This window comes from Blastococcus colisei (assembly GCF_006717095.1).
GTDB lineage: Bacteria > Actinomycetota > Actinomycetes > Mycobacteriales > Geodermatophilaceae > Blastococcus_B > Blastococcus_B colisei.
In genome coordinates this window covers 2557081-2576663 of sequence record NZ_VFQE01000001.1, presented here as the reverse complement: position 1 = coordinate 2576663, position 19583 = coordinate 2557081, and the positions used below count along the sequence as shown (strand labels likewise).

Below are 19583 nucleotides of genomic sequence, written 5' to 3'. Positions count from 1 at the left end.
AGCTGTCGGTATCCAGCCTGCGGAGTCCGTCCGCTGCCCCCGCCCGATCGCGGTGATCCGCGGTTCTGGCGCGGCACGACGTTCCCGATGCTGTCCGCGGCATTGGTGCGGAGCTCAGGGATGGGCACCCTGCTGGGTCGCCGGTCCCGCGGGTAGCCGGAAGACCCGTGCGGCGTTGCCACCCAGGAAGGCCTCCTGCGCGGCGTCGCTCAGGCCCAGTCCTGCCACCTGCTGAAGGCAGGGGACATGGTCCAGCTGCGGCCAGTTCGTGGCGAACATGACCTTGTCGCGTCCATAGGTCTCGATGTAGTGGACCAGCTGTGGCGGGTAGTACTTCGGCAGGTAGGCAGAGGTGTCGATGTAGACATTCGGATGCTTCCACGCCAGCGAGATCATCTCGTCGGTCCACGGATAGCCGATGTGCCCGCCGACGATGACCAGCTCCGGGAAGTCCAGAGCGATCTGATCGATGTAGGGGATGGGCCTACCCGTCTCGGATGTGCGGAGCGGCCCTGTGTGCCCCACCTGGGTGCAGAAGGGGACTCCGAGATCGACGCACGCGGCGTACAGCGGGTAGTAGAGGGCGTGGTCGGGCGGCCTCTCCCACAGCCACGGCAGCAGGCGCAGGCCGACGAATCCGTCGTCCTCCACGGCTCGCCGCAACTCCCGGACGGCACCGACCGGGTCGGACAGGTCGACGCTGGCAACGCCGGCGAAGCGCTCCGGATGCCGCGTGGTGAACGAGGCGACGTCGTCGTTGCTGACGACCCATCCGCCCGGACGGTGCCAGGCGGAGAGCAGGGCGACGTCCACGCCGGCTTCGTCCATGGCCTCGACTAGAGCCTCCGGCTCGACAGGCCTGTCCAGCGCGTCGGCCCGCCCGGACCGTACGAAGACGTTCCGCACTTCGGGGACGTCCAGACGACCTGGCCGGTGCCAGAGCGGCTGTGCCCACACGTCCGCGATCACGGCGAGCCGTCAGCTCCGTGGAGGACCGCCGGCACGGGCTCCGAGCCGTCCGGCCCAGTCGCGGATATGCCTCCCAGGAAGACGTCGAACAGGTGCTGGGCGACCTCCTGGGACTTCGCCGGGCCGGCTGGGCGATACCACTGGTAGGACCAGTTCGTGATACCGAACAGCGCCAGCGTGGCGAGCCGGACGTCGGTCTTGCGGAACATGCCCTTCTCGATGCCGTCCGCGATCGTCAGCTCGATGAGTGCCTGATACCGGTCCCGCTTCACCTTCGCCTCTCGACGCAGCGCCTCGGGGATCTCGCGGTGATGTTCGAAGAACACCCTCAGGTGCCCGGGCTTGGTGTCCATCACGTCGATGATGTCGATGACGTTGAGTCGCAGGACCTCGATGGGGCTCAGGCCGGAGGAGACACGTTCCTCGAGCCGCCGGAGCAGGATGTCCATGATCTCATCGTGGATCCACGCGACGATCTCACCTTTGGTCCGGACGTAGTGGTACAACGTCGGCTTGCTCAGCCCTATCGCGCGCGCGATGTCCTCGACGCCTGTCGTGTAGTAGCCCTGGCGGTCGAACAGGACCGCTGCGGCCTCGATGAGCTGCTCCTTCCGACTGACCCGCGCCTCCGCCGTCATGTGTGTCTCCTCGGTCTTTCAGCTGGTCCGGCCTGTTTCTGTTGACCAGAGGGTGTGCAAGGGGAAGCATGCCGCGTGAGGCACCCAACCGACCGGTCGGTCGGGATTGTTCCACGGTGGGCAGATCCGGCGCTAGAAGGAGCGGAACGATGGCTTTCGTCTACGAGTACCCGACGACGGAGAGGGTCATATACGGGCCGGACGCCGTCTCCGGCCTCGCCGAGGCAGTGGACACGCTGGGGGGCGAGCGCGTACTGCTGCTCACCACGAGGTCCTTGCTCGGCACTGCTCTCGAGGCGCGCGTACGGGAGGTGCTGGGGGAGCGCTGCGTCGGGGTACTGAGCGATGTCGTCCAGCACGTCCCGACCTCGTCCGTCGATGTCCTCGTCCAGAAGGCTCGCGGGTATTCCCCCGATCTCATCGTCACTCTCGGCGGCGGGTCGGTCACCGACGCCGCGAAGGCGGTGAGCGCCAGTATCGGCGAGGGTTACGAGGACGGCCAGTCGCTGTACCGGCACAGGATCGTTTTCACCTACCCGGACACGGTCGACCTCCGCCCCTTCACCGGCCCGCCCCTGCCCATCGTGGCTGTTCCGACGACGCTGTCAGCGGCCGAGTACGACGGCATCTTCGGCATGACGTCATCCGCCGGGGTCAAGGACCTCTACTCGGACACGCGTCTCACTCCTCGTGTGGTCGTCCTGGATGCCGCAGTGACCGTGCTCACGCCGGAGCGCCTGTGGCTGGGCACGGGGATCCGCGCGCTCGACCACGCCATCGAGACCTACGTGTCCCGCTCGCCCACTCCCGTGACAGACGCCACCGCTCTCCATGCGATCAAGCTGCTGGCACACAATCTGCCCGCGTCCCGCGATCCGCGTGATCACGAGGCCCGCGTCAACTGCCTGGTGGCGGGCTGGCTCTCGATGCTGGGCGTCGCCAACGTCACGCTCGGTCTGAGTCACGGCATCGGGCACCAGATCGGCGGTTTGTGCGACGTGCCGCATGGCGAGACGTCGTGCGTCATGCTGCCGGCCGTTCTCGAGCGAGTGAAGGAGGTGGCTCCTCAGCGTCTCGCCGACATCGCTGCCGCGATGGGCGCGGACGTGTCGGGACGTACGCCGGAGGAGGCTGCGACCGTCGGCGTGGAGGCCGTCCGCAGCTTCATCTCGGGGCTGGGCCTGCCGACCACGCTCTCGGCGGTCGGAGTGAGGAGGGAGCAGTTCCCGGCGCTGGCGCGAGCAGCCATGGAGGACATGGTCGTGGCATTCGCTCCACTCGACGTCCGAGAGGCAGATGTCCTGGAGCTGCTCGAACGCGCGTACTGACCGCCGACCGGATCGTCCCCGGCCTCCGCGCCATGGCGCGCCCCGATGCCCGTCGCTCGACCGGCCGGTTCGTCGCCCAGAACTGGCCGTGCAGGTCTTGTCGGGCCCCGGGATCGCGGGCAGGCTGTGAACCACGCCACAGTCGCACCTCCGGGAGGACGCCGTGGAAGCTCATGTCGGAGACCGGATCGTCGTGCGCTCCACCCATCAGGGAGAGCCCGATCGGGTCGGCGAGGTCATCGAGTGCGCCGAGCCCGGGGGAGGGCCGCCCTACCGCGTGCGCTGGGAGCCCGACGGGCACACGGCGCTCTTCTTCCCGGCCGGTACCGCCTCGGTGGTCCGTGCCGAATCGGCGCACGGCTGAGCGCCCGGCCTGATGGCGAAGGACACCGGGACGGCGCCGGCACCACGACCGGCCGCGGACGTGCGGAACGTGGCACTCGTGGGCCACGCCGGGGCAGGGAAGACCACGCTCGCCGAGGCGCTCCTCGCGGCCACCGGCGCCGTGCCGCGGGCCGGTCGGGTGGAGGACGGCACGACGTGTCTGGACACCGAGGAGGTGGAGGTCCGTCAGCAGCGCTCGGTGTCCCTGGGCGTGGCGACGATCGAGCACGCCGGTTGCCGGATCACGCTGCTGGACACCCCGGGGTCGCCGGACTTCGTCGGGGAGCTCCGGGCGGGGCTGCGCGCCGCGGACGCCGCGCTGTTCGTCGTCTCGGCGGTCAACGGTGTCGACGCCGCCACCGTGCAGCTGTGGGAGGAGTGCGCCGCGGTCGGGATGCCGCGCGCCGTCGTCATCACCCAGCTGGACCGGGCGCGGGCCGACGTCGACGACGCCGTCCGGCTCTGCCAGCTGCTCCTCGGGGAAGGCGTCTACCCCGTGCACCTGGTCGACCGCGGACCGGACGGGGCCGTGCGGGGCCTGGTCTCGCTCCTGGAGCCCGACGCCGACGCCCCGGAGGCCGACCGTCTCCGCTCCGAGCTCATCGAGGGGATCATCGGCGAGAGCGAGGACGAGGCGCTGATGGAGCGGTACCTGGCCGGCGACCAGCTGGTCCAGGCCGACCTCATCGCCGACCTGGAGACGGCGGTGGCCCGCGCGCACTTCCACCCGGTGCTGTGCGCCGCCCCGCTGATCGGGGTGGGCGTCGCGGACCTGCTCGAACTGATCGTCGCCGGCTTCCCCAGCCCCCTGGAACACGGCTGCCCGCCGGTCTCCCGGACCGACGGTTCAGCGGTCTCGTCGGTGGCCTGCGACCCCGAGGGACCGCTCGTCGCCGAGGTCGTCAAGACCACCACCGACCCGTACGTGGGCCGCGTCAGCCTGGTCCGTGTCTTCAGCGGGACGCTCCGGCCCGACATCCCCGTCCACGTGTCCGGGCACGGGATGGCCGACCGCGGTCATCCCGACCACGACGTCGACGAGCGCATCGGGGCGCTGTCCTCACCCCTCGGTGCAACCCTGCGCCCGGTGCCCTCCTGCCCGGCGGGAGACATCTGCGCCGTCGCCCGGCTCACCAGCGCGGAGACGGGGGACACGCTGTCCTCGCCGGAGGACCCCCGGCTGGTCCCGCCGTGGGACCTGCCTACTCCGCAGCTCCCGGTCGCGCTCGAGGCGGCCTCGCGGTCCGACGAGGACCGTCTCGCCACGGCGCTGGCCCGGCTGGTGGCCGAGGACCCCACCGTGCGCCTCGACCGCCGTCCCGACACCGGCCAGCTCCTGCTCTGGTGCGTCGGCGAGGCGCACGCCGAGGTCCTGCTGGAACGACTGCGCGCCCGCCACGGCGTCTCCGTCACCACGGTGCCCGTCCGCGTCCCCATGGTGGAGACGCTCGCCGGTAGCGCCCGGGTCACCGGCCGCCACGTCAAGCAGTCCGGTGGCCACGGTCAGTACGCCGTCGTCGTCATCGAGGCCGAGCCGGGACCGCCGGGCTCGAGGATCGTCTTCGAGCAGCGCATCGTCGGCGGCACCGTGCCCAGCCAGTTCCACGGCAGCGTGGAGAAGGGCATCCGGATGCAGGCCGAACGGGGGATCAGCGGTGACCGCCCGCTCGTCGACGTCCACCTGACCCTCGTGGACGGCAAGGCCCACTCGGTGGACTCCTCCGACGCCGCCTTCCAGGCCGCCGGCGCGCTGGCCCTGCGCGAGCTCGCGGCCGCCGCCGGCACCCGGGTGCTCGAGCCGTGGTGCGAGGTGGACGTGGTGGTTCCGGGGGAGTACGTCGGCGCCGTCATGAGCGACCTGTCCGGGCGCCGGGCCCGGGTGACCGGCAGCGAGGCGGACCCGCTCCGTGACCGGACCACGGTGCGCGCGGAGGTGCCCGAGGTCGAGCTGCTGACCTATCCGGGAGTGCTGCGGTCGGTCACCCACGGCACCGGTTCCTTCTCCCGCCGCCCCCTCGGCTACGAACCGGCGCCGGCCTCCGCGGCCGCCGTCCCGGCCTGAGCGCGGCCGGTCGCGCCGCCGCCCCGGCCGAGTCGCGCTGTTACGCATGACTGCGGTTGTGCGACCCGGATGACCGCAGTGATACGCATGTCGGCGACAACAGGCGTGACGCAGGCCCTCCTTGCTCCGGTGCGCCGCATCCCGCGCCGGCGGCGCGGGACACTAGCCTCGTGTTCGGTGCGCAGCGGGCTGTCGGGCGAGGTGGAGGAGCAGTGACGTCGTCGAACGGTCCGTCGGCGGCTGCCCCGGTTCCGCCGGCCGGGCGCCCCCGGACCGCCGGCTCGCCGCCGGTGACCGACCGCGAGGACCTGCCCGACCGCGTCTGGACCGTGCCGAACGCCCTCTCGCTGCTCCGGCTGCTCGGTGTCCCGGTCTTCCTCTGGCTGCTGCTGGGCCCCGAGGCCGACGGCTGGGCCGTGGCCATCCTGATGGTCTCCGGCTTCACCGACTGGCTCGACGGGAAGCTCGCGCGCTGGCTGAATCAGAGCAGCAGGCTCGGAGCTCTGCTGGACCCGGCGGCCGACCGGCTCTACATCGTCAGCACGCTGATCGCGCTCGCGCTGCGGGAAATCGTCCCGGTCTGGGTGGTCGCGCTGCTCGTCGGGCGGGAACTCGTCCTCGGCGTCGCACTCCTCGTGCTGCGCCGCTACGGCTATCCGCCGCTGCAGGTGCACTACCTGGGCAAGGCCGCCACCCTGCTGCTGCTCTACGCGTTCCCCGGTCTGCTGCTCGCCGACGGCAGCGGCTGGCTGGCCACGGCCATCGAGCCGTTCGCCTGGGCGTTCACGATCTGGGGGACCGCTCTCTACGTGCTGGCCGGGCTGTTCTACGTGATCCAGGTGACCGGCATCGTGCGCGCCGAGCGCGCCGCCGATGCGTCGCGGACGGCGCGGTGACCACACCTCCGCGGGGCGGCGGGCCGCGCTCGATGGGCGCGTCCCTCCTCGACGCCGTCCTGGCCGAGACGCTCGACCCCGCCTACGCCCAGGCGGCGGCGGCCCGGGCCGCCGACGACGGCCGGCGGCCGTCCCGCACCCGGGGCCGCGTGGCCGTCGCCCTGACGATGGCCCTCGCCGGCGTGCTGGTGGCGATCACCTACCAGCAGGCCGCCGCGAGTGTCCAGGGCCGCGAGCAGGTGCGGGCCGCCCTGGTCGACGACATCCAGCGCGACTCCGACGTCACCGACGAGCTGGCCGACCAGCTCGAGCTCCTGCGTGCCGAGGTCACCAGCGCTCGGGACGAGCTGCTGGCCGCCAGTGCCGTGGGGCAGCGGGCCCGCGATGCGCTGGCACGGACCGAACGGGCCGCCGCCGCGGTGGCGGTCACCGGGCCGGGCCTGCTCGTCACCCTCGCCAACGCCGACCCGACGGCCGACGAGGACCCCGTGGGCGGTGGAACCACCGAGGAGGACCCCCGCGAACAGGTCCAGGACGGCGACCTGCAACTGGTCGTCAACGCCCTGTGGGCGGCCGGCGCGGAGGCCATCAGCATCAACGGTCAGCGCCTCGGGCCCACGACGGCCATCCGGTTCGCCGGCGAGGCGGTGCTCGTCGACTTCCGCCCGGTCACCAGCCCCTACGAGATCAGAGCCATCGGTGATCCCGATGAGCTGGCCGGAAAGTTCCTCGCCAGCCCCGAGGTGGGCGCGCTGGCGGCCATCTCGCAGACGTTCGGACTGCGCTTCGAGTACGCCGCGGAGGAGGAGCTGACCCTTCCCGCGGGCACCGTCCTCGATCTCGACTCCGCCCGACCGGAAGGCCGCGACGGACCGGCCCCCGCCCCCGACCCCCTGCCTGGAGGCTGACCCCCCGTGATCCCGATCCTCGGACTCGCGGCCGGCGTCCTCCTCGGCCTCTTCTTCGACCCCACCGTGCCGCTGTGGCTGCAGCCGTACCTGCCGATCGCCGTCGTCGCCGCCCTGGACGCCGTCTTCGGCGGATTCCGTGCCCGGCTGGACGGCATCTTCGACGCGAAGGTGTTCGTCATCTCGTTCGTGTCCAACGTCGTCGTCGCCGCGCTGATCGTCTTCCTCGGCGACCAGCTCGGCGTCGGCGCGCAGCTGTCGACCGCGGTCGTGGTGGTCCTCGGCATCCGCATCTTCGGCAACGCCGCCGCCATCCGCCGACACGTGTTTCGCGCATGAGCGGCGACCAGCGGCCCGGCCCGGACCAGGGCCCCGGTCCGGCCGACGACGACGTCGTGGTGCCACACCCGTTCGGTCCGGGCCCTCTGGGGCAGCGCGCCGCGGAGCCGGCCGCCACGGGCGCCGACGGGACGCCGGAGGCCGCGGGGGAGACGGCGTCCGGGGAAGAGTCGGCGAAGGAGCCGGCGGCGGCGCCCGCCCGCCGGACCCGCGACCCGCTGGCCGCCGCACTGATCGGCGTCCTCACGTTGCTCCTCGGCTTCGCCTTCGCCGTCCAGGTGCGGGCCGTCGGGGACGAGCAGGACTATGCCGGCGCCCGCGAGGAGGACCTGGTCCGGATCCTCGACGACCTCAACGCCCGCGAGGAGCGCCTGCGCGACCAGATCGCCGAGCAGCGCAACGCCCTGGAGCAGCTGACCAGCTCCGACAGCCAGTCCGCGGCGGCGCTGGAGGCGGCGCGCGCCCGGGCCGAGGCGATCGGCATCCTCAACGGCACGGTCTCGGCCCAGGGTCCGGGGCTGGTGATCACCGTCCGCGATGCCGACGAGGAGGTGCGCGTCAGCGACATCGTCGACGCGATCCAGGAACTCCGGGGCGCGGGTGCCGAGACCATGCAGATCGACGGGGTGCGCGTCGGCGTCTCCACCGCCGTCACCGGGACGCCCGGAAACCTGATGGTCGACGGCCGGCCCATCACCTCACCCTACGAGTTCGTCGTCATCGGCTCGCCGCAGAACATGGACACCGCGCTGAACATCCCCGGGGGAGTGGTGCAGGACCTGAACCGGCAGGGCGCCTCGGTCACGATCGAGCAGTCCGACCAGGTCGTGGTGGACGCGTTGCGGCCGCTCGACACGCCTCAATACGCTTCGCCCGACACCGACGACTGATCGAGGACCTCCCTGCCACGACCGCTCGCGGCCGGCCCCTGCAGGGAGGCCATGGCAACCCTTGGAGACCCACCGCATGAGCACCCCGGACGACCGCCGCTACACCGATCAGCACGAGTGGGCGCTGGTGCATGGCACCGACGGCACGTCGACCGTCGTCCGGGTCGGCATCACCGATCACGCCCAGGACGCTCTCGGCGACATCGTGTTCGTCCAGTTGCCGGCCGTCGGTGACGAGGTCGCCCCGGGGACGCCGATCGGCGAGGTGGAGTCCACCAAGTCGGTGTCCGACATCTACGCGCCGGTCGCCGGTGTCGTCGCCGCCGTCAACGAGGCCCTCGAGGACGCGCCGGACACGGTCAACGCCGACCCCTACGGGGCCGGGTGGCTGGTCGAGATCAGCGTTCCCGGTGAGGGTGGGGACCCCATCGGCGGGCTGCTGGACGCCGATGCCTACCAGGCATTGGTCGACGCGTCGTGACGGCCCCGCCGCCGGGCCCCGGCGGCCCGGCGATCACTATGATCGCGTGTGGCCACCGGTTGCCGGTGACCGGCACGGGGACCTCGGTTCCACGACCCTGACCGTCCGGTTGACCCTCGGGCCGACCGGCTGGTTCCATGACCCACGGTCCGCCGCTCCAGCGGCGGCCGACCCACGACGGGCCGTCCGGTCCGTCGTCCGCCGGCCGCTCGCGGCCCGTTCCGAGGCCCGCGGCGGGGCCCCTCGCACAGGAGGAGACAGACGTGCACTGCACTCGATGTGGCCACGAGAACCCCGAGGGCAGTCGCTTCTGCGCGCAGTGCGGCTCGGCGCTCTCCCAGGAGCGGATCGGCGAGTCGACGAGCGTCATCCCCAAGGTCGGCGGCGAGGACTCCACGGAGCAGCCGGAGATCACCGAGTCGGCCGCCGACGCGCACGCCGGCGCGGTCGAGTCGCTCCCGGCCGGTTCGGCCCTGCTGGTCGTCAAGCGGGGGCCCAACGCCGGTAGCCGCTTCCTGCTCGACCAGGACGTGACCACCGCCGGGCGGCACCCCGACAGCGACATCTTCCTCGACGACGTCACCGTCAGCCGCCGGCACGTGGAGTTCCACCGCGAGGGCGGCGGGTTCTCGGTGCACGACGTCGGCAGCCTCAACGGCACCTACGTCAACCGCGAGCCGGTCGACGTCGCGAACCTCGCCGGAGGTGACGAGGTCCAGATCGGCAAGTTCCGCCTCGTCTACCTCACCGGTCCCCGCACGGGCGAGCCGGCCGCTCGCTAGTGGGCGTACCGGCGGGCTCCCGCGCCTGCGGGGCACGATCCGACGCCCCGGTCCAGGGCGTCGGCGAGACAGGGACGTGACGGCGGTGCCCGAGCGCGACAGCGCGCTCGGGGACGCCGCCGATCAGCACACGCCACGGCTGACCATCGGCGAGGTGCTGGCCGTTCTTCGCGACGACTTCCCCGACGTGACGATCAGCAAGATCCGCTACCTCGAATCCGAGGACCTGGTCCACCCGCAGCGAACGCCGTCGGGGTACCGGAAGTTCTCGCGAGCCGACGTGAGCCGACTGCGCTACGTCCTGGCCGCCCAGCGCGACCAGTACCTGCCGCTGCGGGTCATCAAGGAGCACCTCGAGGCCCTCGACCGCGGTGAGCCGCTGCCGACGGCCCCCGGCGGGCCCGGCTCGGTCCCCCCACCGCCGGCCGCCGAGGTCGACGCCGAGGCGGGGGTGCCACCACTGACCTCCGAGCAGTTCGCCCGCGCCGCAGGCCTGGAGCCGGAGCAGTTGGCCGACTGCGTGCAGTTCGGCCTGCTGGCCACCGACGCCGATGGCCGGCATCCCGCCTCCGACCTGCCGGTCGCGCGGGCCGCCGCGGGCCTGGCCCGGCACGGCATCGAACCGCGGCACCTTCGCGTCTACCGCAGTGGGGTCGAGCGCGAGGCGGGGCTCGTCGAGCAGCTCGTCGCGCCCGTGCTGCGCGCCCGTTCCGAGGAGGCGCGGACCCGGGCCGCCGAGAAGCTGCGCGAGCTCGCGACGCTCTCGGCGCAGTTGCACACCGCACTGCTGGAGGCGCGCCTCCGGGAACTCCTGCGCCCATGACTGCGGCGTACCGTGGACGTGGCAGATCGCCTGCCTCGGGACGGGACGGCCCGACGCCCCCGACCCGTTCCCGGCGTCCGACCGCCGCCTGACCAGACCGAGCCGCCCGCTCCCCCCGGGCCGCAGCCGAGGAGTCGCACCGTGCAGGAGCTTCGAGTCGTCGGTGTCCGCGTCGAACTGCCCGGGAACCAGCCGATCCTGCTGCTCAAGGAGACGCAGGGCGAGCGCTACCTGCCCATCTGGATCGGTGCCGTCGAGGCGGCCGCGATCGCGTTCGAGCAGCAGGGGGTGCGACCCGCCCGGCCGATGACCCACGACCTGCTGCGCGAGGTCGTGAGTGCGCTGGGCGCCACTCTGGAGGCGGTGAACATCACCGAGATGCGGGACGGCATCTACATCGCCGAACTCGTGTTCGGCGACGAGCGGGTGGTCAGCGCCCGCCCCTCGGACGCCGTGGCCCTCGCCGTCCGCACCGGTGCGCCGATCTACGGCGCCGACGACCTGCTCGACGAGGTGGGGATCGAGATCCCCGACGAGCAGGAGGACGAGGTCGAGAAGTTCCGGGAGTTCCTGGACCAGATCTCGCCCGAGGACTTCGGCGCCGGCTCCGGGTCCGGCGGCACCGCCTGACGACAGCCGGGACCCTGCCGGGCGCCGGCCGCGGCCAACCGGTCGTTATCGGCAACGAGGACCCGAGCTCCACTCGAAATGATGAGCGAGGCGACACGCCGCCTCGCTCAGTTGACCGAGTCCGCGGCCCGGCTTACGGTCTGCGAACAACAACGGTGTGACATCTGAGGTCAGTGGGTGCAACGCCCACGAGATCGGATCACAGGTGCGAAACCGTCGACCCGGACCGCACGAGTGGCACGGGACCAGAGGAGGACGCTGGACGTGAGCGACCAGAGGGACGGCTCTCAAGGTCAGCTGTTCAGCGATGCCGCTGTCGGGGCCCCGCCGTACGACGAGGTCGACACCGATCTCGTCGGATACCGCGGCCCGACGGCGTGTGCCGCTGCAGGGATCACCTACCGCCAGCTCGATTACTGGGCCCGCACCGGCCTGGTCGCGCCGTCGGTGCGCAGCGCCACCGGGTCGGGCACCCAGCGCCTGTACTCCTTCCGCGACATCCTGGTGCTCAAGGTCGTGAAGCGGCTGCTGGACACCGGCGTCTCGCTGCAGAACATCCGCAAGGCCGTCGACCACCTGCGCACGCGTGGGATCAAGGATCTCGCGAACATCACCCTGTTCTCCGACGGCGCCACGGTCTACGAGTGCACCTCGGCGGAGGAGGTCGTCGACCTGCTCGCCGGCGGTCAGGGTGTCTTCGGGATCGCGGTCTCCGGCGCCCTGCGCGAGCTCTCCGGTGAGCTGGCTGAGCTGCCTGCCGAGCGCCTCGACGGTGGCCCGGTGCACTCCGCGGAGGACGAGCTGTCCCTGCGTCGTCGCCGCCGCGCCGCAGTGTGATCGGTCGGACAGTGTGCGCTGACGCGTAGTTCTGAGCCGCAGAATCACCCGTCAGCGCCCATCGTCGGGCGCCGGGCGCTCCGCAGGCGCTGGTAGCGTTCGGCCAGTGGCCGACCGTGCTGGATCCCTGCCGTCACTGAGCTCTTTGAATCCGGCGGGTTCCTTCGCCGCCCGGCACATCGGCCCCCGGCCGGACGAGACGGCCGCGATGCTCGCGGCCGTCGGGCACGAGACCCTGGAGTCGCTGGTCGACGCGTGCGTCCCCGAAGGGGTGCGCGACCGGACGCCGCTGGACCTGCCCGCCGCCCGGGACGAGGCGGCCGTGCTGGACCTGCTGCGCGAACGCGCCCGGGCCAACGACGTCTACACCTCGATGATCGGGTTGGGGTACTACGGCACCGTGACCCCGGCGGTCATCCAGCGCACCGTGCTGGAGAACCCGGCCTGGTACACCGCCTACACGCCGTACCAGCCAGAGATCAGCCAGGGCCGGCTCGAGGCGCTGATCAACTTCCAGACGATGGTCGCCGACCTCACGGGGCTGCCGGTGTCCGGCGCCTCGATGCTGGACGAGGCCACCGCCGCCGCCGAGGCCATGACGCTGGTCCGTCGGGCCGGCCGGGCGAAGGCGGAGGCGGTGTTCGTCGTCGACGCCGACACGCTCCCGCAGACCCTCGCCGTGCTGCAGACCCGCGCCGAGCCCCTGGGCATCCGGCTGCACGTGGCCGACCTCTCGGGCGGCTGGCCCTCCGACCTGCCCGAGGCCGGCGCGTTCGGCGTCCTGCTGTCCTACCCGGGCGCCAGCGGCGCCGTCCGCGACCACCGGGCACTGGCCACGGTCGCGCACGAGGCCGGGGCATCGGTCGTCGTCGCCGCCGACCTGCTCGCCCTCACGCTGCTGGAGGCGCCGGGGGAGTGGGGCGCCGACGTCGCCTGCGGCACCAGCCAGCGCTTCGGCGTCCCCCTGGGCTTCGGCGGCCCGCACGCCGGCTACCTGTCGGTCCGCGAGGGTCTGGCCCGGCAGCTGCCCGGCCGCCTGGTCGGGGTCTCGGTGGACGCCGACGGCGACGTCGCCTACCGGCTGGCGCTGCAGACCCGTGAGCAGCACATCCGCCGCGAGAAGGCGACCAGCAACATCTGCACCTCTCAGGTTCTGCTCGCCGTCATGGCCGGCGCCTACGCGGTCTACCACGGGCCGGGGGGCCTGGCGGCGATCGCTGCTCGTGTGCACCGGAGTGCGACCGTGCTGGCCGGCTGGCTGCGTTCCGGCGGGCTGGAGATCGTGCACGAGCACTTCTTCGACACCCTCGAGGTGTTCGTGCCCGGCCGCGCCGCCGCGATCGTCGCGGCCGCCGCGGAGCGGCGGATCAACCTGCGGCTCGTCGACGCCGACACCGTGGCGGTCGCCTGCGACGAGACGACGACGCCGGCGATCCTGCGGGCCGTTGCCGAGTCGTTCGGCGTCGCCGTGGACGACTCCGCCCTGGACGACGACGGAGCTGACGCGCTCCCGGCCGACCTGCGCCGCCGCACCCCCTACCTGACCCATCCGATCTTCTCCGCGCACCGCTCCGAGACGGCGATGCTGCGCTATCTGCGGTCGTTGAGCGACAAGGACCTCGCGCTCGACCGGACGATGATCCCGCTCGGCTCCTGCACGATGAAGCTCAACGCCGCCACGGAGATGGCCGCGATCACCTGGCCCGAGTTCGCGAACCTGCACCCGTTCGTCCCGTCCGAGCAGGCCCGCGGGTACGCGCAGCTGATCGACGAGCTGTGCACCGCGCTGGCCGAGGTCACCGGCTACGCGGCGGTCAGCGTCCAGCCCAACGCCGGCTCCCAGGGCGAGTTCGCCGGGCTGCTGGCCATCCGGGGCTACCACCGCTCGCGCGGCGACGAGCAGCGCGACGTCTGCCTCATCCCGAGCTCGGCGCACGGCACCAACGCGGCCAGCGCCGTCATGGCCGGCATGCGTGTCGTCGTGGTGGCCTGCGACGAGGCCGGCAACGTCGACCTCGCCGACCTGCGGGCCAAGGTCGACCAGCACGCCGACCGGCTCGCGGCGATCATGCTGACCTACCCGTCGACGCACGGGGTGTTCGAGGTCGACGTGCAGGAGATCTGCGGTGCCGTGCACGACGCCGGAGGCCAGGTCTACGTCGACGGCGCCAACCTCAACGCGATGGTGGGGCTGGCCAAGCCGGGCCGCTTCGGTTCCGACGTCAGCCACCTCAACCTGCACAAGACCTTCTGCATCCCGCACGGCGGAGGCGGGCCCGGGGTCGGGCCGATCGGGGTCCGCGAGCACCTGGTGCCGTTCCTGCCGGGCCACCCGCTCGTGGAGACCGGCGGTCAGGGACCGGCAGTGTCCGGTGCCCCGTGGGGCTCGGCCGGCATCCTGCCCATCTCCTGGGCCTACCTCCGGCTCATGGGGCCTGACGGCCTGCTGACGGCGACCGAGCACGCCATCCTCGCCGCCAACTACGTGGCCACCCGGCTGCGCGACCACTACCCGGTGCTCTACACCGGCGCCGACGGGCTGGTCGCCCACGAGTGCATCCTGGACATCCGCCCGCTGACCAAGGCGACCGGAATCACCAACGACGACATCGCCAAGCGGCTGATCGACTTCGGGTTCCACGCCCCGACGATGAGCTTCCCGGTGGCCGGCACGCTGATGGTGGAGCCGACCGAGAGCGAGGACAAGGCGGAGCTCGACCGCTTCGTCGAGGCGATGGTGACCATCCGCGAGGAGATCGAGCAGGTCGCGACCGGCGAGTACGACCGCAGCGACAACCCGCTGCGCAACGCGCCGCACACGCTGGCGATGCTGGCGGGGGAGTGGGAGCGGCCGTACCCGCGGACGACAGCGGTGTACCCGGTGCCCGCCCTGCAGGGCCGCAGCTACCTCAGCCCGGTGCGCCGGATCGACCAGGCCTACGGCGACCGCAACCTGGTCTGCTCGTGCCCGCCGCCGGAGGCCTTCGCCGAGCACGACTTCGGAAGCCATGCGCTTCCGGCCGACGGCGCGGTTCCCGCCCGCGGCGAGGGCCACCCCGACGACCTCGGCGCGACGACCGACGTCGTGGGCGCTCAGGCCTAGCGGTCACGGGACTGTCGGCGCCGCGTGGCAGGTTCGGCGACCATGGGTCGGCGAGGTCGAACTGCGGCGCGATCTCCAGGCGGGACGCGACGCGCTGCTCTGGACGCTCGACGGACTGTCGGAGTACGACGTCCGGCGGCCGATGACGCCGACGGGCAGAAACCTGCTCGGGCTGGTCAAGCACCTGGCGTTCGTGGGGTCGGGCTACTTCGGTGGTGTCTTCGGCCGGCCCGTTCCCGACGTGCAGGCCTGGATCGACGACGGCAGCGAGCCGAACCGGGACCTGTGGGCCACCGCCGGCGAGTCCTCGTGCACGTCATCGCGGAGACCCACCGGCACGCCGGTCATGCGGACATCGTGCGGGAGCTGATCGACGGGGCGGCCGGTCTGCGCGCGGGAAACGACAACCTGCCGACGGGCCGACCCGGGTTGGTGGGGGAGCTATCGCGATCGGTTGGAGCGGGTCGCCCGGGAGGCCGGCGAAGGCTGACCTCCGAGCCCGGTGATCAGGCCCCGGGTCAGGCTTCGACCAGCTCGGGCGAGAGCCAGACGTGGTGGTCGCCCACGGCCCGGCCGTCGGGGAGCAGCTCGCCGTCGTCGTCGAAGAGCACGACGCCGTTGCACAGCAGGCGCCATCCCTGCTCGGGGTGGCTGCTGAGGACGGCGGCGAGGTCGCGCGCCTCGCTGGCCGCGTCGGGGCAGGGCGTTACGTGGTGGCACATGGCGGTTCCTCTTCGTTCGGTATCCACGACACGATCCGGTGTCACGTATCGTGCTCGTCTGATTACTGGATTCGGCAAGTGTGCGCCCGGACTGAAGCATCTGGAAGTGAGCTGGATCACCAGATCATCCGATGGAGTCGGCAGGTCCTGCCAGGGCCGCCCCGGCACCGGGAGATGTGCGCAGGTGAACGGCGGCGTGTCCGCCGGATCGGGCCTCACAGCTTGCGGAGGAGCACCCGCCGCACGGAGTGATCGGCGGCCTTCTGCAGCACGAGCCGGGCCCTCGAGCGGGTCGGCGCGATGTTGCTGCGCAGGTTGGGCCCGTTGACCGCGGTCCAGATGCCCAGTGCCGTGTCCCGGGCCTGCTCGTCGGTGAAGTCGGCGAAGCGGTGGAAGTACGCGGTGGTGTCGCGGAAGGCGGTGCGCCGCAGCGCCAGGAAACGCTCGACGTACCACCGCTGGATGTCGGCCTCGGCGGCGTCGACGTAGACGGAGAAGTCGAAGAAGTCGGAGAGGAACACCGGGGGCGCCGTCCCGTCGGAGCGACCTCCGGCCTGCAGCACGTTGAGTCCCTCGAGCACCAGGACGTCCGGCCGGTCCACGACCTGCCGGGCGTCGGGGACGATGTCGTAGGACTGGTGGTCGTAGACCGGGGCGGAGACCTCCTCGCGGCCGGACTTCACGTCGGCGAGGAACCGGACCAGCGCCCGGCGGTCGTAGCTCTCCGGAAAGCCCTTGCGGCCCAGCAGCCCTCGGCTCTCGAGCACCGCGTTGGGCAGCAGGAAGCCGTCGGTGGTGACCAGGTCGACGCGCGGGGAGCCGGGCGCGGCGGCCAGCAGCCGCTGCAGCAGGCGGGACGTCGTGCTCTTGCCGACGGCGACGCTGCCGGCGACCGCGATGACGAAGGGCACCTTGGCCGTGGTGTTGCCGAGGAACTCGCTCTGCGCGGCCCACAGCCGCTGACTGGCGGCCACGTGCAGGTCGAGCAGCTCCGCCAGGGGCAGGTAGACCGTCGCCACCTCGTCGAGGTCGATCCGGTCGCCGAGGGTGGCCAGCTCGCGCAGTTCGGCCTCGTCGAGCGGGAGGCGCGACCCCGCGGCCAGGGCACGCCACGACGCGCGGTCGAAGACCGCGTAGGGCGAGATGGAGCCGCGTGCACCGACCGTCACGGGCCCATCGTGCCGTCCGTGCCTCCCGCCCCGTTCGTTCGGGTCACCCGCGCGGGTGGGGGAGCGGCGCCGGGAAGGGCGGGAGGCGGACGCAGACGCGCCGCGCGTCTAGGGTTCGCGTGTGCCGACCCGTCCGGGACTGCTCGAGTGCATCGAGCGCTACTTCGCCGCCGCTCCGCTCCCGGACGCGCGGATCCTCCCCGTGGGCGGGCTCGACGTGCCGATCGGCGACCCTGCCTGGCCCTACCCCGCCCGTCCCCGCGCCGGTGGTGACCCGGTGACCGCGGAGGACGTGCGCGCCGCCGTCGCGCTGCAGCAGGAGGCCGGGCTGCCCGCCGCCCTGGAGTGGGTGCTGGAGTGCTCGCCGGAGACGACGGTCGCCGCGAGGACCGCCGGCCTGACCGTCGAGGAGCTGCCCCTGCTGGTCGCCGTCGACCCGGTGGAGCTGCTGCTGCCCGTGGGCCTCCGCCTCTACGTCGTCGGTGCCGACGATCCGGAGCTGCCGCACTACCAGCGGGTGGCGGCCACGGCGTTCGCGCACCCCGGTGGGCCCGCTGACGTGACCGACATCCCGCTGGACACCTCCGACGACGCGCGGGCGCGGACGGAGGTGCTGCGGGAGCGGATCGCCTCCGGTCGCACCGTGATGATGGTGGCGGTGGAGAAGGGGGAGCCGGTCGCGGTCGGCTCGCACCAGCCGGTCGACATCGACGGCACCGAGGTCAGCGAGGTCATGGGAGTGGCGACGCTCCCACGGCTGCGCGGCCGGGGCGTCGGCGCAGGCATGGCGTCTGCGCTCGTCGCGCACGCCACCGAGACGGCGGGCATGGTCTTCCTCGCCGCGGGGGACGACGACGTGGCCCGCGTCTACGAGCGCGTGGGCTTCGCCCGCCTGGCGACGTCCGCCGTTGCCGACCTGCGCCCGCCCGCCTGAGCCCGCTCACCGGAACGCCCGCCCGCTGCTCAGGAAGCCGGCGCCGGGATCGGCTCGGCCGCCGCGGTGAGCGCTGCCCGTGCGGCGTCGTAGCCGGTCGCGCGCGGTACCTCGCTGAGCAGGACCACCACCCGCGAGCCGACCACACCGACGGAGTGGAGGTGCCGGTTGCCGTCCACGCAGCACATCCAGCCCTGTTTCACCGCGGTCTGCGGGGGTGCGGTCCCGAACACGCCGAACCGCTGGTCGAAGCCGTCCGCGGCCAGCGGGGTGGCCCCGCGCATCCACGACAGGATCGCGGTCGCGTCGTCGGGGTGGGCCACCGTCGGGAGCAGCGCCAGGAAGCGCGCCAGGTCGCGGGCCGTCGTCATCGCCTGGCCCCACTGGCCGGGGACCGCCGGGGGAGCGGTTCCGGTGAGCCGGTACCGGCGGGCGACGTCGGTGACCATCTGACCGCCGCCGTAGCGGACCCACAGCGTCGAGGCGGCCGGGTCGTCGGAGCTGCGGATCATCTCCTGGAGGAGCACCGGGTCGTCGGGGCGCAGCGACAGGCGACCCGTGCGGGCGCGGTGCAGGACGTCCGCGGCCACGAAGAGCTTGACCATGGACGCGGTCGGGAAGGGGCGGTCGGCCGCGGCGTTCCCGGCGGTCGCGGCCGCCAGCCGCGCACTGCGCGCCTCCGCCGCACGGATCGAGAGCCCGGCGACCGGCACGTGCTGCCGGGCCACCACGACGGCGAGCGTTCCGACCGGGGGATAGGCCGCCACGACCGCCGGCACCACCTGGGTCGCCGGTGGGCCGCCGGCCACGGCACGCCGGTCCGGGGGCAGCAGCACCTCGCCGACGACCAGGGAGAGGAGGGCGAGGGGGAGCAGCACCCGCCGCAGCAACGACGGGATCCGGCAGGCCGGGCGGTCGGTTGCGCGCGACATAACGCCATGGTCCCCCTGCAGCACCGCTGTGCTTCACGAATCATGCACTCCCGGTGTGCCGCTGATCGGGCGTGACCACCCGGTGGCGCTCAGCTCTCCTCGTACGTGAGAACCATCGTGGCGCGGGCCAGCGTGTGGAAGAACAGGTTGAACCCCAGGACGGCGGGCGTGGTGTCCGCCGTGACGTCGAGGGTCTCGGTGTCCACGGCGTGCACGACGACGAAGTAGCGGTGCGGGCCGTGTCCCGACGGCGGGGCCGCACCGACGTAACCGGCGAACCCGGCGTCGTTGCGGAGCTGGTGGGCACCCGCGGGGAGTCGCGGCGCGTCCTTGTCGCCGGCCCCGCTGGGCAGTTCGGTCACCGAGGCGGGAATGTTCGCCACCGCCCAGTGCCAGAAGCCGCTGGCCGTGGGCGCGTCGGGGTCGTAGACGGTGACCGCGAAGCTGCTGGTGCCCTCGGGGAACCCCGACCACGTCAGTTGCGGGGACCGGTCCTCGCCGCCGGCACCCATCACGCCGCTGACGTGCGGCGTGGGCAGGACGTCGCCGTCCGCGCAGTCGGTGCTGGTCACCGTGAAGCTCGGCACCTGCGGCACCTGCGGCAGGTGCGCGTAGGGGTCGTAGGACAGCGGCCGGTCGGCCATCGCGGGCTCTCCTCTTCTCGGACGGGCTCGGGGACGGGAGGTGCGCAAGACGCGCTGGGCCGACCCTAGGCACGGCCCGCCCGGCCCGCCCGTCGGCGGCGGCGGTCACCTG

General features: G+C 72.5%; 20 protein-coding genes and 1 pseudogene. 15 read left to right on the top strand and 6 right to left on the bottom strand.

Annotated elements, in window-relative coordinates; translation table 11 throughout:
- Positions 1-114: 114 nt before the first annotated feature.
- Together FHU33_RS12235 and FHU33_RS12230 are read right to left on the bottom strand one after the other, a co-directional pair.
- Positions 115-906 carry an amidohydrolase family protein gene (locus tag FHU33_RS12235; protein ID WP_211355102.1) on the bottom strand — a complete coding sequence of 264 codons (792 nt, stop codon included), beginning with the start codon at positions 904-906 and terminating at the stop codon, positions 115-117.
- Positions 907-965: 59 nt separating this feature from the next.
- Positions 966-1607, bottom strand: a complete 642-nt coding sequence (locus FHU33_RS12230; RefSeq protein ID WP_142025604.1) for a TetR/AcrR family transcriptional regulator — start codon at positions 1605-1607, stop codon at positions 966-968.
- A 116-nt stretch (positions 1608-1723) separates the two neighbouring features.
- Here FHU33_RS12230 and FHU33_RS12225 point away from each other — a divergent pair, with 116 nt between their 5' ends.
- From FHU33_RS12225 to FHU33_RS12160, 14 genes and pseudogenes are all read left to right on the top strand, one after another.
- A complete protein-coding gene (locus FHU33_RS12225; RefSeq protein WP_170182432.1) occupies positions 1724-2935 on the top strand; it encodes an iron-containing alcohol dehydrogenase in 1212 nt (403 codons plus the stop codon).
- A 163-nt stretch (positions 2936-3098) separates the two neighbouring features.
- Positions 3099-3299 carry a DUF1918 domain-containing protein gene (locus tag FHU33_RS12220; protein ID WP_142025602.1) on the top strand — a complete coding sequence of 67 codons (201 nt, stop codon included), beginning with the start codon at positions 3099-3101 and terminating at the stop codon, positions 3297-3299.
- A 12-nt stretch (positions 3300-3311) separates the two neighbouring features.
- Positions 3312-5381, top strand: coding sequence for an elongation factor G-like protein EF-G2 (locus tag FHU33_RS12215; RefSeq protein WP_142025601.1), 2070 nt, complete (start codon positions 3312-3314; stop codon positions 5379-5381).
- Between the two features lie 212 nt (positions 5382-5593).
- The gene (clsA, locus tag FHU33_RS12210; RefSeq protein WP_142025600.1) at positions 5594-6277 is read left to right on the top strand and encodes a cardiolipin synthase ClsA; all 684 of its coding nucleotides are present in this window, start codon (positions 5594-5596) and stop codon (positions 6275-6277) included.
- Positions 6274-7185: a DUF881 domain-containing protein gene (locus tag FHU33_RS12205; RefSeq protein ID WP_142025599.1), complete on the top strand. Its 912-nt coding sequence runs from the start codon at positions 6274-6276 to the stop codon at positions 7183-7185. The genes clsA and FHU33_RS12205 overlap by 4 nt, the downstream gene beginning before the upstream one ends.
- A gap of 6 nt (positions 7186-7191) precedes the next feature.
- A complete protein-coding gene (locus tag FHU33_RS12200; protein WP_097183245.1) occupies positions 7192-7524 on the top strand; it encodes a small basic family protein in 333 nt (110 codons plus the stop codon).
- A complete protein-coding gene (locus tag FHU33_RS12195; RefSeq protein WP_142025598.1) occupies positions 7521-8414 on the top strand; it encodes a DUF881 domain-containing protein in 894 nt (297 codons plus the stop codon). The genes FHU33_RS12200 and FHU33_RS12195 overlap by 4 nt, the downstream gene beginning before the upstream one ends.
- Before the next feature lie 76 nt (positions 8415-8490).
- Positions 8491-8895 carry a glycine cleavage system protein GcvH gene (gene gcvH / locus FHU33_RS12190; protein WP_142025597.1) on the top strand — a complete coding sequence of 135 codons (405 nt, stop codon included), beginning with the start codon at positions 8491-8493 and terminating at the stop codon, positions 8893-8895.
- A gap of 263 nt (positions 8896-9158) precedes the next feature.
- Positions 9159-9677 carry an oxoglutarate dehydrogenase inhibitor Odhl gene (gene odhI, locus FHU33_RS12185; RefSeq protein ID WP_142025596.1) on the top strand — a complete coding sequence of 173 codons (519 nt, stop codon included), beginning with the start codon at positions 9159-9161 and terminating at the stop codon, positions 9675-9677.
- Between the two features lie 85 nt (positions 9678-9762).
- Entirely contained in the window at positions 9763-10500 is a 738-nt protein-coding gene (gene ftsR / locus FHU33_RS12180; RefSeq protein WP_246063546.1) for a transcriptional regulator FtsR, read from the top strand.
- Positions 10501-10641: 141 nt separating this feature from the next.
- A complete protein-coding gene (locus FHU33_RS12175; protein ID WP_142025594.1) occupies positions 10642-11130 on the top strand; it encodes a bifunctional nuclease family protein in 489 nt (162 codons plus the stop codon).
- Between the two features lie 264 nt (positions 11131-11394).
- Entirely contained in the window at positions 11395-11967 is a 573-nt protein-coding gene (locus FHU33_RS12170; RefSeq protein WP_142025593.1) for a MerR family transcriptional regulator, read from the top strand.
- Between the two features lie 106 nt (positions 11968-12073).
- The gene (gene gcvP / locus FHU33_RS12165) at positions 12074-15070 is read left to right on the top strand and encodes an aminomethyl-transferring glycine dehydrogenase (protein ID WP_211355101.1); all 2997 of its coding nucleotides are present in this window, start codon (positions 12074-12076) and stop codon (positions 15068-15070) included.
- Positions 14976-15388, top strand: a pseudogene (locus tag FHU33_RS12160) (mycothiol transferase); the annotation flags it as partial. The gene gcvP and the pseudogene FHU33_RS12160, both read left to right, overlap by 95 nt.
- A 200-nt stretch (positions 15389-15588) precedes the next feature.
- Here FHU33_RS12160 and FHU33_RS12155 read toward each other — a convergent pair.
- Together FHU33_RS12155 and coaA are read right to left on the bottom strand one after the other, a co-directional pair.
- A complete protein-coding gene (locus FHU33_RS12155; RefSeq protein WP_142025592.1) occupies positions 15589-15792 on the bottom strand; it encodes a DUF5999 family protein in 204 nt (67 codons plus the stop codon).
- Positions 15793-16007: 215 nt separating this feature from the next.
- Positions 16008-16961 (bottom strand): type I pantothenate kinase, encoded by a 954-nt coding sequence (gene coaA / locus FHU33_RS12150; protein WP_142025591.1) that lies wholly within the window; start codon positions 16959-16961, stop codon positions 16008-16010.
- Positions 16962-17082: 121 nt separating this feature from the next.
- Between coaA and FHU33_RS12145 the strand changes: the two genes are divergently transcribed.
- Complete coding sequence (locus FHU33_RS12145) at positions 17083-17895, top strand: GNAT family N-acetyltransferase (protein ID WP_142025590.1); 813 nt, start codon at positions 17083-17085, stop codon at positions 17893-17895.
- Between the two features lie 29 nt (positions 17896-17924).
- Here the strand turns inward: FHU33_RS12145 and FHU33_RS12140 are convergent, their stop codons facing one another.
- Both FHU33_RS12140 and FHU33_RS12135 read right to left on the bottom strand, forming a co-directional pair.
- The gene (locus FHU33_RS12140) at positions 17925-18827 is read right to left on the bottom strand and encodes a serine hydrolase (RefSeq protein WP_142025589.1); all 903 of its coding nucleotides are present in this window, start codon (positions 18825-18827) and stop codon (positions 17925-17927) included.
- Positions 18828-18916: 89 nt separating this feature from the next.
- Positions 18917-19471, bottom strand: coding sequence for a YbhB/YbcL family Raf kinase inhibitor-like protein (locus FHU33_RS12135; RefSeq protein ID WP_142025588.1), 555 nt, complete (start codon positions 19469-19471; stop codon positions 18917-18919).
- Positions 19472-19583 lie beyond the last annotated feature (112 nt).